At 65.2% G+C, this 12,416-nt stretch carries 14 protein-coding genes and 1 pseudogene; 3 read left to right on the top strand and 12 right to left on the bottom strand.

All coding sequences use genetic code 11. The annotated features are described in order from the left end of the window. Window positions 1-154: 154 nt before the first annotated feature. Together G3O06_RS42820 and G3O06_RS42815 are read right to left on the bottom strand one after the other, a co-directional pair. Window positions 155-691: pseudogene (locus tag G3O06_RS42820) on the bottom strand (pilus assembly protein FimV); the annotation flags it as partial. A gap of 411 nt (window positions 692-1,102) precedes the next feature. Continuing rightward, on the bottom strand, window positions 1,103-1,303 hold the full coding sequence (locus tag G3O06_RS42815) for a hypothetical protein (protein WP_205819688.1): 201 nt from the start codon (window positions 1,301-1,303) through the stop codon (window positions 1,103-1,105). 234 nt (window positions 1,304-1,537) lie between these two features. On the opposite strand from G3O06_RS42815, the gene flgE reads away from it, so the two are divergent. Continuing rightward, window positions 1,538-2,782, top strand: coding sequence for a flagellar hook protein FlgE (gene flgE, locus G3O06_RS42810; RefSeq protein ID WP_205819687.1), 1,245 nt, complete (start codon window positions 1,538-1,540; stop codon window positions 2,780-2,782). A 105-nt stretch (window positions 2,783-2,887) separates the two neighbouring features. Here the strand turns inward: flgE and asd are convergent, their stop codons facing one another. The 8 genes from asd to G3O06_RS42775 form a co-directional block, all read right to left on the bottom strand. Further along, window positions 2,888-4,009 carry an aspartate-semialdehyde dehydrogenase gene (gene asd / locus G3O06_RS42805; protein ID WP_174978881.1) on the bottom strand — a complete coding sequence of 374 codons (1,122 nt, stop codon included), beginning with the start codon at window positions 4,007-4,009 and terminating at the stop codon, window positions 2,888-2,890. A gap of 81 nt (window positions 4,010-4,090) precedes the next feature. Further along, the gene (locus tag G3O06_RS50105; RefSeq protein ID WP_041493347.1) at window positions 4,091-4,210 is read right to left on the bottom strand and encodes a hypothetical protein; all 120 of its coding nucleotides are present in this window, start codon (window positions 4,208-4,210) and stop codon (window positions 4,091-4,093) included. 98 nt (window positions 4,211-4,308) lie between these two features. Continuing rightward, window positions 4,309-5,376: a 3-isopropylmalate dehydrogenase gene (gene leuB, locus G3O06_RS42800; RefSeq protein ID WP_046549898.1), complete on the bottom strand. Its 1,068-nt coding sequence runs from the start codon at window positions 5,374-5,376 to the stop codon at window positions 4,309-4,311. 79 nt (window positions 5,377-5,455) lie between these two features. Then, complete coding sequence (gene leuD / locus G3O06_RS42795) at window positions 5,456-6,106, bottom strand: 3-isopropylmalate dehydratase small subunit (protein ID WP_174911287.1); 651 nt, start codon at window positions 6,104-6,106, stop codon at window positions 5,456-5,458. Between the two features lie 67 nt (window positions 6,107-6,173). After that, on the bottom strand, window positions 6,174-6,320 hold the full coding sequence (locus G3O06_RS42790) for an entericidin A/B family lipoprotein (RefSeq protein WP_205819685.1): 147 nt from the start codon (window positions 6,318-6,320) through the stop codon (window positions 6,174-6,176). A 3-nt stretch (window positions 6,321-6,323) separates the two neighbouring features. Then, on the bottom strand, window positions 6,324-7,733 hold the full coding sequence (leuC, locus tag G3O06_RS42785; RefSeq protein ID WP_174911290.1) for a 3-isopropylmalate dehydratase large subunit: 1,410 nt from the start codon (window positions 7,731-7,733) through the stop codon (window positions 6,324-6,326). A gap of 220 nt (window positions 7,734-7,953) precedes the next feature. Continuing rightward, on the bottom strand, window positions 7,954-8,712 hold the full coding sequence (locus tag G3O06_RS42780; protein WP_205819683.1) for a Tat pathway signal protein: 759 nt from the start codon (window positions 8,710-8,712) through the stop codon (window positions 7,954-7,956). A gap of 31 nt (window positions 8,713-8,743) precedes the next feature. After that, entirely contained in the window at window positions 8,744-9,565 is an 822-nt protein-coding gene (locus G3O06_RS42775) for a hypothetical protein (RefSeq protein ID WP_205819681.1), read from the bottom strand. 407 nt (window positions 9,566-9,972) lie between these two features. On the opposite strand from G3O06_RS42775, the gene G3O06_RS42770 reads away from it, so the two are divergent. Next, on the top strand, window positions 9,973-10,296 hold the full coding sequence (locus G3O06_RS42770) for a cupin domain-containing protein (RefSeq protein ID WP_205819680.1): 324 nt from the start codon (window positions 9,973-9,975) through the stop codon (window positions 10,294-10,296). Window positions 10,297-10,424: 128 nt separating this feature from the next. After that, entirely contained in the window at window positions 10,425-11,150 is a 726-nt protein-coding gene (locus G3O06_RS42765; protein WP_205819678.1) for a glutathione S-transferase, read from the top strand. 50 nt (window positions 11,151-11,200) lie between these two features. On the opposite strand, the gene G3O06_RS42760 is transcribed toward G3O06_RS42765, so the two are convergent. Both G3O06_RS42760 and G3O06_RS42755 read right to left on the bottom strand, forming a co-directional pair. Then, window positions 11,201-11,599, bottom strand: a complete 399-nt coding sequence (locus G3O06_RS42760; protein WP_205819676.1) for a DUF4440 domain-containing protein — start codon at window positions 11,597-11,599, stop codon at window positions 11,201-11,203. A gap of 15 nt (window positions 11,600-11,614) precedes the next feature. Continuing rightward, on the bottom strand, window positions 11,615-12,416 hold an 802-nt coding region (locus tag G3O06_RS42755), incomplete at its 5' end, for an MFS transporter (protein ID WP_346779592.1).

Genomic DNA, 12,416 nt, shown 5'->3' with positions numbered 1-12,416 from the left:
AATCATAACGTAGAGCACTACCGTAAACACTCCAATTGTTATCAAGGTATACCACACTACTGTATACAACTATGTCTTTTTTTTTCTTCCTACGGCGACCACCGTGTCCTACACGCTAGATCACACTCTTTCCCTACCCGCCGCTCTTCCGATCTGTTGCGGCGCTCGCGCCGCTCACCGGCGCCGCATGCACGGCGGGCGCCACCGGCGCGGATTGCACGGCTGATCCCGGATGCGGCGCGGACGCGCCATGCTGCGCGACCGCCGTACCGCTCGATGCCACAGCGGGTGCGGAAGCTGCCGCTGCACCGGATGCCGCGGACGCACCGGCCGGCACGAGTGCCGCGCCTGTCGCGTCGAGCGCGGGCACGGTCAGCGTCGCGCCGACTTTCAGGCGGCTCGCGTCGTGCTTCATGAACGCCTGCGGATTGGCGTCGAACAGCGCGCGGCCGGCACGCGCGAGCACACCGGGATCGCGCGACTGCGTGGCCGCTTTCGCGATGTCGTTCAGCGACTGGCCGGGCTGGACCGTCACGGTAAGCGGCACCGCGCCGTCGGCAGCGGACGCCGGCAGTTCGCCGGTGCCGGCCGCCCAGGCCGATGCGGTTGCGCCGAGCGCCAGGATCGCCAGCGCGCCACGCACGGCGCGCGACAGACGGGACAGACGCGGAAACAAGGAAATTCGGGACATCGTTGGCTCTATCGCCGCGCGCGGGCGCGGCTCGGATTCGCGGTTGAAAGCGTCAATAAAGTTGCCGCAGAAATGCAAAAGCGTCGCGTCGAACGCGACGCTTTCGGAGGCTCTGTGCGTCGTAACCGCGTAGTTTACTTCACGCGATCGCGTTCGGGCCGAATTCGTCGCCGATGGGTGCAACCTGCCGCGCTCGCACATCGGCGCACCCTGCGACCGGTCCGCGCTGATGCGCCGGTGCGCACGCCGAGACCAGCGCCCGCGATCGATCGGAAGCACGCCTGCCGCAGTTGAAAAAAACCCGACCGCATCGCATCCGGAACGATTGTCGCGGCGTTTGCTCGCTCACCGGGTGGCTTGCACAACCGGGGCTCGATGCCGCGCCGCGCCCGGAAAATCGTGCACATTTGCTCAATAATTCACGCCGCCCGCCGTTAATGGATTAACAACAGACAATAAAAATAAATCCAGTTGATCACTCACCCCATTCAAATCAATTTCAATTGATCGATAAGAGGCCAATTCCCGTCCCTTATCGTCGAATTGAACATTTCCGCCACCAAACCCCCGCCCCACAAGGCTTCCAAGCCCACACCCCTCTCCATTACTCATACGAAATCCATCATTTCGTCGACAATTCAATTACATTACACAAAATTACACAGATCAAATAATTGCCGTCGCTAGGATCGTCTTCAAACAAGAATCGGCGCAGTTCGACCATCGCGCTCGCACCTGCCGGAAAGGCGGGCACGCGGTCGGCCGGGCTGACGCCGTGAGGTGCCAGGGAGGCATCGCGCAGTCGCACGACTGCATTTACTCACCAGCTCGTTACGGGGATCGAACATGGGCTATCAACAGGGTTTGAGCGGGTTGGCCGGCGCGGCGAACCATCTCGACGTGATCGGCAACAACATCGCGAACGCAAACACGGTTGGCTTCAAGCAGGGCCGCGCGAACTTCGCCGACATGTACGCGAATTCGGTCGCGACCTCGACCAATACGCAGATCGGCATCGGCACGCGGCTCACGTCGGTGCAGCAACAATTCGGCCAGGGGACGATCAACACGACGAAGTCGTCGCTCGACATCGCGATCAACGGCAACGGCTTCTTCCAGATGTCGAACAACGGCGTGACGACCTACTCGCGTGACGGCGTATTCCACCGAGACAAGAGCGGCGCCATCGTCGACGCGCAAAACCGCAACCTGATGGGCTATGCGGCAGGCCCGGGCGGCGCGATCAATACGGCGGCGACCGTGCCGCTGCAAGCGCCGACCAACAACATCGCACCGCAGGCGACGACGAAGGTCACCGGCCAGTTCAACCTGAACTCGCAGGACAAGGTGCCGGCCAAGACGCCGTTCAACGCGGGCGACAACACGACGTACAACTACAATTCGTCGATCCAGGTGTACGACACGCTCGGCGGCGCGCAACAGGTGTCGATGTATTTCACGAAGAACGCGGCCGGCACCTGGCAGGCCTACGCGGGCGTGCGGGGCCAGACGCCGACGAATCTCGGCACCGTCACGTTCGACGCATCGGGCCGGATCACCTCAACGACGTCGGCCGCAACCGGCCAGCCGACGCCGAGCCTCGGCCAGTTCGCGTTCTCGATCCCGAACGCGTCGGGCGCCGCCAATCCGCAGAACCTGACGCTCGACCTGGGCGGCACGACGCAGTTCGGCGGGAAAAGCGGCGTGAACAATCTCGCGCAGGACGGCTTCGCGAGCGGCACGCTGACGACGTTCTCGATCGGCACCGACGGCAAGCTCACCGGCAATTACTCGAACGGCCAGAGCGCGGTGCTCGGCCTGATTGCGCTCGCGAACTTCAACAACCCGAACGGGCTCGAGAACATCGGCGGCAATCAGTACGTGGAAACCTCCGCGTCGGGCGTGCCGCAGATCTCCGCGCCGGGCAGCACGAACCACGGCACGCTGCAGGGGAGCGCGCTGGAAAACTCGAACGTCGACCTGACGACCGAGCTCGTGAACCTGATCAAGGCGCAGCGCGATTACCAGGCCAATGCGCAGACGATCAAGACCCAGCAGACCGTCGACCAGACGCTCCTGAACATGCGCTGACCCGCGCATGAAAAACGCGCCGCGCCAGCCTTGATATCGTCAAGGCCGACGCGGCGCGCAATCTTGTGCACCGCGGCCCGCGTCTCGCGGGCCGGACATGCAGGCTTACTTGTCGAGCAGGATGCGCAGCATGCGGCGCAGCGGCTCGGCCGCGCCCCACAGCAGCTGGTCGCCGACCGTGAACGCCGACAGGTACTCGCCACCCATCGCGAGCTTGCGCAGGCGGCCGACCGGCACCGTCAGCGTGCCCGTGACGTTCGCCGGCGACAGGTCGCGCATCGACGCTTCACGCTCGTTCGGCACGACCTTCACCCAGTCGTTCGCCGACGCGAGGATGCCGTTGATCTCGTCGAGCGGCACGTCCTTGTTCAGCTTGATCGTCAGCGCCTGCGAGTGGCAGCGCATTGCGCCGATCCGCACGCACAGGCCGTCGACCGGAATCGAACCCGGCTCGCCCATGGCCGGCTTGCCGAGGATCTTGTTGGTTTCCGCGCCGCCCTTCCACTCTTCCTTCGACATCCCGTTGCCGAGATCCTTGTCGATCCACGGGATCAGCGAGCCGGCGAGCGGCACGCCGAAGTTGCTCGTCGGCATCGCATCGCTGTTCATCGCGGCCAGCACGCGGCGGTCGATGTCGAGGATCGCGGAAGCCGGATCGGCGAGCTGCTCCTTCACCGCGCCGTTCAGCGTGCCCATCTGCGACAGCAGTTCGCGCATGTTCTGCGCGCCCGCGCCCGATGCGGCTTGGTAGGTCATCGCCGTCATCCAGTCGACGAGGTTCTCGCGGAACAGGCCGCCGAGCGCCATCAGCATCAGGCTGACCGTACAGTTGCCGCCGATGAAGTTCTTCTGGCCCTTGACGAGCGCGTCCTTGATCACGTCGAGGTTGACCGGATCGAGGATGATGACCGCGTCGTCCTTCATCCGCAGCGACGATGCCGCATCGATCCAGTAGCCGTTCCAGCCGGCCGCGCGCAGCTTCGGGAACACGTCATTCGTGTAGTCGCCGCCCTGGCACGTGATGATCACGTCGCACTTCTTCAGCTCGTCGACGTTGGTCGCGTCTTTGAGCGTAGTCTCGTTTTTCGCGAACGACGGCGCTTTGCCGCCCGTGTTGCTGGTGCTGAAAAACACCGGTTCGATCAGGTCGAAATCGCCCTCTTCCTGCATGCGCTGCATCAGGACGCTGCCGACCATGCCGCGCCAACCTACGAGACCTACGTTCATGACTAACCCTTTGATGGAGCTTCCCCGCCATTTCCGTCCCCGGTGTGACCGCGCGGGGAAATAGGCGGGCACGACGGACGATCAGCGTTTAATGATCGTTTTCGTGGTAATGGTTTTCGTGATGACGATGGCGCGCGCACCCGCACGGGCAATGTTGCCGTGGAGTTTCAAGACCGGGGAGATCAGGGAAAAATGCGCCATCGTTCGAGTCTACACAAAGCCGGTGGCCCGCACAACGGCCAACCGCACGCGAACCGGCCGATTTCGCGGCCCGTTCGCGCCCTTTCTACATGATTGCGTTACAGCGCCGCGACCACCGCGTCGCCCATCGCCGTCGTGCCGACCTGCTGGCAGCCCGGCGTCGCGATGTCGCCCGTACGGTAGCCCTGTTCGAGCACCGTTTTCACCGCGCGCTCGATGCGATCGGCCTGCTCCGCACGATTCAGCGAGTAGCGCAGCATCATCGCGGCCGACAGGATCGTCGCGAGCGGATTCGCGATGCCCTTGCCCGCGATGTCCGGCGCCGAACCGTGCGACGGCTCGTACAGGCCCTTGTTGTTCTTGTCGAGCGACGCCGACGGCAGCATGCCGATCGAGCCCGTCAGCATCGACGCTTCATCCGACAGGATGTCGCCGAACATGTTGCCCGTGACGATCACGTCGAACTGCTTCGGCGCCTTCGCAAGCTGCATCGCCGCGTTGTCGACGTACATGTGCGACAGCTCGACGTCCGCGTATTCCTTCGACACGTCGATCATGATGTCGCGCCAGAACTGCGACGTCTCGAGCACGTTCGCCTTGTCGACCGACAGCAGCTTCTTCGCGCGCTTGCGAGCCGCCTGGAACGCGACGTGCGCGATGCGGCGCACTTCCGGTTCCGAGTAGCGCATCGTGTCGAAGCCTTCGCGCTCGCCCGCGAACAGGCCGTCCGGTGCCGCGCGCACACCGCGCGGCTGGCCGAAGTAGATGTCGCCGTTCAGCTCGCGCACGATCAGGATGTCGAGGCCCGCGACCAGCTCGGGCTTCAGCGGCGATGCATCGACGAGTTGCGGATAGCAGATCGCCGGGCGGAAGTTCGCGAACAGCTCGAGGTGCTTGCGCAGCCCGAGGATCGCCTGCTCGGGGCGCAGCGCGCGCTCGAGCGAGTCGTACTTCCAGTCACCCACCGCGCCGAACAGGATAGCGTCGGCTTCCTTCGCGAGCTTCAGCGTCGCGTCCGGCAGCGGATGGCCGCTCGCCTCGTAGCCCGCGCCGCCGACCGGCGCCTGTTCGAGTTCGAACTTCTCGTCGAGTGCGTTCAGCACCTTCACCGCTTCATTGACGATTTCCGGACCGATGCCGTCGCCGGGCAGCACTGCAATCTTCATGCGAAATTCCTGACTGGGTAGGTTTTTATGGAGGCAGGCCGGCGAACGCGCCGCCGGCGCGCCCGCCCGAATGGCGATCTCAGCCGACCAGCTTGGTGTTGAGCCACGGCTGCTTGACGAGGCGCTCGGCCTCGAACTGGCGGATCTTGTCCGCGTGGCGCAGCGTGAGGCCGATGTCGTCGAAGCCGTTCAGCAGGCAGTACTTGCGGAACGCGGTGACCTCGAACGGATACTCGCGGCCGTCGCCCGTGCGTACGACCTGCGCATCGAGGTCGACCGTCACCTCGAAGCCGTTGAACGCGACCGTCTCGTTGAACAGGTGATCGACCTGCTGCTCGGTCAGCACGATCGGCAGCAGGCCGTTCTTGAAGCAGTTGTTGAAGAAAATATCAGCGAAGCTCGGCGCGATGATCGCGCGGAAGCCGTACTGCTGCAGCGCCCACGGCGCGTGCTCGCGCGAGCTGCCGCAGCCGAAGTTCTTGCGCGCGAGCAGCACGGATGCGCCCTGGTAGCGCGGCTGGTTCAGCACGAAGTCGGGATTCAGCGGACGCTTCGAGTTGTCCTGGCCCGGCTCGCCGTGATCGAGGTAACGCCATTCGTCGAACGCATTCGGGCCGAAACCCGTGCGCTTGATCGACTTCAGGAACTGCTTCGGGATGATCGCGTCGGTGTCGACGTTCTCGCGATCGAGCGGCGCCACGACGCCGGTATGCACAGTGAATTTTTCCATGATCCGTCTATCCGGTTGAAGGGCCGGCATCCAGCCGGCGCCCATCGCAAATTCTCGGTCGGCGGCGTCAGTCCGCGGCGCGCTGAAGCGCGTTGCCGGCGGCGTTGACGTCCTGGCCGAAGCCTCGGACGGTATTGCAGCCCGCGAGGCGGAAACCCAGCCCCGCCAGCGCCAGTGCGGCAACCAGCCGCGCAATGACCTTCGATGCCGTCACGCGTTACCCCAGCTTGCGAATGTCGACGAAGTGACCTTCGATGGCCGCAGCCGCCGCCATCGCGGGGCTCACGAGGTGCGTGCGACCGCCCGCGCCCTGCCGGCCTTCGAAGTTGCGGTTCGACGTCGACGCGCAGCGCTCGCCCGGATCGAGCCGGTCGGCGTTCATCGCCAGGCACATCGAGCAGCCCGGTTCGCGCCATTCGAAGCCGGCGTCCGTGAACACCTTGTCGAGCCCTTCGCGCTCGGCCTGCGCCTTCACGAGGCCCGAGCCCGGCACGACCATCGCGAGCCGCACGTTCGACGCGACGCGACGGTTCAGCTTCTTCACGACATACGCGGCTGCGCGGATGTCCTCGATACGCGCGTTCGTGCACGAGCCGATGAAGATCTTGTCGACCTTGATCGATTCGATCGGCGTGTTCGGCTCGAGCGCCATGTAGGCCAGCGCACGCTCCATCGCGTCGCGCTTGACCGGATCCTTCTCGCGCTCGGGATCGGGCACGCGACCGTCGATCGACGTGACCATTTCCGGCGACGTGCCCCACGTGACCTGCGGGACGATCTCGGCTGCGTTCAGCTCGACCACGCGATCGAACTGCGCGCCTTCGTCCGACTTGAACTGGCGCCAGTATTCGACGGCCTGCCCCCATTCCGCGCCGGTCGGCACGAACGGACGGCCCTTCAGGTAGTCGATCGTCGTGTCGTCCACCGCGACCATGCCCGCGCGCGCGCCGGCTTCGATCGCCATGTTGCAGACGGTCATGCGGCCTTCCATCGTCAGCGCGCGGATCGTCGAGCCGCCGAATTCGATCGCGTAGCCCGTGCCGCCTGCGGTGCCGATCTTGCCGATGATCGCGAGCACGATGTCCTTCGCGGTACAACCGCGCGGCAGCGTGCCCTCGACCTTCACGAGCATGTTCTTGCTCTTCTTCTGCAGCAGCGTTTGCGTGGCGAGCACGTGTTCGACTTCCGACGTGCCGATGCCGTGTGCGAGCGCGCCGAACGCGCCGTGCGTCGACGTATGCGAATCGCCGCACACGATCGTCATGCCCGGCAGCGTCGCGCCCTGCTCCGGCCCGATGATGTGGACGATGCCCTGGCGCACGTCGTTCATCTTGAACTGCGTGATGCCGAACGCATCGCAGTTCGCGTCGAGCGTGTCGACCTGGAGCTTCGAGACGGGATCGGCGATGCCGTGGCTGCGATCGGTGGTCGGCACGTTGTGGTCCGACACGGCCAGGTTCGCGCTGATGCGCCACACCGGACGCTGCGCCATCTTCAGCCCTTCGAATGCCTGCGGGCTCGTGACTTCATGCAGCAGCTGACGGTCGATGTAGAGCAGAGTCGTGCCGTCTTCCTCGGTGTGGACCACGTGGGTGTTCCACAGTTTGTCGTAGAGAGTCTGTGCCATGGGTATGCGGGGTCGTTGTGACTACAAGCCTTGCGGATGCGGTCGATTATGCCACGCAGAACGCGTCACGGCGCAGGCTGGACGCGAAAAAACCCATTAAAAACAGTGGTTTGGCTGGTAGTGCTAATACCTGTATCGGCATTACCAGCCAAACGGGCGCGCGCGATCCCGTGTAGCACGATCGCGAATCGCGGATCGCGCGCGCCGATGCTTCGCGGCTTCAGCCGTTCGGGTACTCGCGATTGATCAGGTCGAGCCGCAGCATGCCGAGTTGCACGCCCACGTTGCTCATCAGGTAGAGATCGCGCCGCCGCAACGCCGGCATCTGCGCCGACGTATCGTAGAGCGACGGCAGCGTCAGGCCGGCCGGCACGGCGGCCTGCATCCCTGCCGCAGTCGATACGCGCACGGCGATCGACGCCTGATCCGAATGCGTGACGACGCCGACCTTCCCCAGCGCCGCAGCGGAGCCTGCCTGCTTGACGATCGCGGCGGCGATGCCGTCGGGCGTCGGAATCGGGCTGCCGGCAGCCAAGGCCGGGGTCGCGATCGACGTCACGCCGGCCGTCAGTCCGTACTTCGACGCGAGCACGCTCGCGACTTCCTGCTGCGCGAAGATCGGGGCCGGGACCTTCTGTCGAAGCTGGAACACGGTGTCGGCAATCGCCTCGTTCACGGGGCCAGGCACCGGCGCGGCACCTGATGCCCCTGCGCGACTGCCAAAGCCGAACGCGGCAATCGTATTGATCGCGGCGGCGGCGACGGTCGGTGGCGTCCACGAGAAAAACGTGTCGAAAAGGTAGCCGGCTTCGTCGGTGGCGGTCGCGCGGTCGTTCAGTTCGTTCGCCAGCTTGCCGAGCATCTGGCGCTGCAATTCCGCATCGGAAACGGGGGCGTCGCCTGCAAAGGCGGTGGTAACGGCCGCAGACGAAGCGGCGAGCAACGAAGTGGAAGCCAGGAAATGGCGGCGGGTCGTCATGGTCTTGAGAGTCGAGTGGGAGCGGAAGGCGTCAGCCCTTCGGGAACGCCTGCATCGTCGCGGTCACCGCGCGGCCAAGCATCTGCGCATACATGTCGTGCACGAGATAGAGGCTGCGGTTGCGCGTCCACGGCTGGCCCGATTGCGGGTCGTACGTCGTCGGCAGCGACACCTCGGCCACCGCTGCCGCCTTCATGCCCGCCTGCTGCGAGGTCTGGATGCAGCGCTTCGCGTGGTCGCGGTGGCCGACCACCGCGACGGTGCCCATCGCGGCCGCGCCGCCCGCGCGCGACACGGCCACGGCCGCGACGCCAGCCGTGCTCAGGTAAACGATCGAGCCGTCGCTCGCGATTACCGGCTCGACCGACGACAGCACGTCCGCGCCCATCCCGTACTTCGACACGAGAAAGCGTGCGATCTCCCACTGCGTGTAGACCTTCACCGGTTTCAGCTGGCGAATGCGGTACACGGCATCCGCGAGCGCTTCGTTGACGGGCCCCGGGTCGGGCAGCGCGGACTGGTTGCCACCAGTGCTCGACGTATTGCCGCTTGCCGCGTTCGGACGATTGCCGAAGCTGTACGCGACGATCGCGCCGATCTGCGCGGCCGGCACCGTCGGCAGGTCCCACGTGAAACCGACATCGGTCAGCGCCGGCACGAGCGCGTTGACCGTCGCCGCGTCGCCGAGCTGCGCGTTGAGCTTCGCGGACATCTGCGCGGCCAGCGCCGCATCGGTGACGGGTGCCGACGTGACGTCATCGCCGCCGCATGCGCTCAACAACGGCGCCACCGCAACCGCGGGCGCGGCAGCCAGGAATTTTCTGCGTAAAGAAGCCGACGGGTTCAGATTCATGAGAAATACGAAATGATGCGAGCAACGCCGGCAGCCGGTCACGGCGTTGCAAATCGCGGGTTCACGGGAAACGACAACCAGACGCGTCGCGCGGTTGGGCGATGGATGTCAGGGCCGGCGCTCGAATCGGATCGCTGCGCATCGGTCGATCGACGATGCGGGATCGTAGTGGGCGTTTATTAAACCGCGGTGAACCTGTCGATCGAATGCGGACGATCGTCGCGCCGTTTCATCGATGGACGCATGCGTTTCATCCCTGGCGAGCGTGCACCTCCGCCGTTTCATCGGTGGTGAGCGACTCGATTCGCCTGCATCGTCGGGCGCTGAACGTCGCGCTCCTTATTTCGAGATACGATGGTGCAACGCGCATGCCCAAGCCCCCACGATCTGGATCCGGAGCCCCCACCATGAAGCTCGGCCTGAACGAATCGATCGCCCGCCTCGACGAAGCAGGCACGCTGTTCACGACGCTGTTTCGCCACGGTACGCTCGACATCGAGCTGTACCGGCCGCGCATCGAGGACAAGCAGAAGCCGCATACGCGCGACGAGGTCTATGTGATCGCCACCGGCTCGTCGCGCTTCGTCGTCGACGGACGCGAATGCGAAGTCGCGACGGGTGACGTGCTGTTCGTCCCGGCGCGCGCCGAGCACCGCTTCATCGGCTTCTCCGACGACTTCTCGACCTGGGTGTTCTTCTACGGCCCCGAAGGCGGCGAGCACGACGCGTAGCGCGCGATGCGCGCGGCACTTTTCCTGCGATCGCCTAGACTGTCTATTCGCAGCGGGCGGCACGCGACGCGCGGCCGCCCGGTCATCACGATGCCTGTGGCAGCCGGTTCAACGAACGGGAAAACAGCATGCGATACGAACTGTATTACTGGCCCGAGATCCAGGGCCGAGGCGAGTACGTGCGGCTCGCACTTGAAGCAGCCGAAGCCGACTATGTCGACGTCGCGCGTGAATCGGGGCGCGGCATGGGCGTGCCGGCGATGATGCGCATGATGGACAGCACGAAGGCGGAATGCGTGCCGTTCGCGCCGCCGTTCCTGAAAGCCGGCGACCTGGTGGTCGGGCAGACCGCGAACATCCTGCTGTTTCTCGGCACTCGGCTGGGGCTCGCGCCCGGCGACGAAGCCGGCCGGCTGTGGGTGCACCAGCTTCAGTTGACCGTCGCCGATTTCGTCACCGAGATCCACGACACGCATCATCCGATCGCAAGCGGCCTCTACTACGAGGATCAGCAGGCAGAAGCCGCCGAGCGCGCGGCGGATTTCCTGGAAAACCGATTGCCGAAATTCCTCGGTTACTTCGAGCGGGTACTCGACCAGAATCCGCACAAGAGCGGCTACCTCGCCGGCAACGCGCTCAGCTATGCGGACCTGTCGCTGTTCCAGTTGATCGAGGGCCTGCGCTACGCGTTTCCGAAAGCGATGAAGCGGGCGGAGCGGAAGATCCCGGCGCTGGTCGCACTGCACGACCGCGTCGCGCTGCATTCGCCGGTCGCGCTCTATCTCGAGTCGGAGCGCCGTATCCCGTTCAACGACATGGGCATCTTCCGGCACTATCCGGAGCTGGACAAGTAACGCCGGCACGGCATCCGCACCGCTTCATGCGAGGCCGCGGATACCGTCGCTCATGCGGCGACCGGTGTCTCGTGCAGATGACGCCACACGATCAGCCCATCCATCTCGCGCCGGAACACGACCGTCGAGCGCCGCACCGTGCGCCGCCCTTGCGCGTCGGTCTGCGTCTCGCGATAGCCGATCGTTGCGCCATCGGACCACACGGCCAGCCCGCGCAATTCATCGATGTCGATCACCAGCCCCGGACGTGCGCCATGCCCGTGTGAAAACAGCGCATCGACGCCCGCGTAATCCAGCACCGTACCCGACATCGTGATCATCGAAAATCCCGGCGAGAAGCGCGCCAACAGCGGCGCGAGCCGCTCGGGGCCGGCACGTCCGGACAACCAGCACTCGATGTCGGCGATGGTATCGACGACTTCCTTGAAATACGGATTCGGCAGATTCATAAGGCTCTCAGGTTCTCAGGAATGGGATGAAGCAGGTTGCGCGACCGGCGCATGGTGGGCGGGAAGCCGCGCGATCAGGCCGAGCGGCAGTAACGTCAGCAGGACCGCCAGCCCGAAGCACCAGCGGTACGGTGCGAGCGAATGGCCGCCCGCATCGAGCGCCAGCAACGCATTGAGCGCGCTGCCGAGCGCGGCCACGCCAATGCAAAAACTCAGCTGTCGGTTGATGTTCCACAGCGCGCTCGCGTCGCCCATCCGGTCGGCCGGCACATCGACGAACGCCGCGCTTTGCGACGTGCTCGTGCACAGGCTCGCGCCGAACCCCATCGCCGCGAACGCCGCGATGCGCACGGCTTCGACGCTCGCCCACGGCGTCGCGAGCAGTGCGATGCCGACACAATCGATCGCGATGCCGCACGCGAACAACGGCTTCGCGCCGTGGCGCGGAAAGCAGCGGCGCGTGGTCGCGATCGCGAAGAACGCCGCGATCGCCCACGGCAGCATCAGCGCGCCGGCATGCGCGGCGCTCAATCCGAGCGCGTTCTGCAGATAGAGCGACGCGACGAGGTTGACGCCCGTAAAGATGCCCGGCACGCACAGATAGACCACCACGCCGATCCTCAGCAGCGGCTGTGCGAGCAGGCGCAGGTCGACCACCGGCGCATTGGCCCGACGCGCATGCGCCGCATAGCCGGCGCCTGCCGCGACGGCCACCACCAGCATCGCAAGCGGGAATGCCGCACCGCCAGGCTGCCCCGCGGCGGTCAGCCCGAGCAGCAACGCGACGAGCGCCACCGCACTCAGCCCGAGCCCCGGC

The sequence above is a fragment of the Burkholderia sp. Ac-20345 genome, from assembly GCF_017104825.1.
GTDB classification, from domain to species: domain Bacteria; phylum Pseudomonadota; class Gammaproteobacteria; order Burkholderiales; family Burkholderiaceae; genus Burkholderia; species Burkholderia lata_B.
The sequence above is the reverse complement of the archived record's forward strand: the minus strand, read 5'-3'. Positions and strand labels throughout refer to the sequence as shown.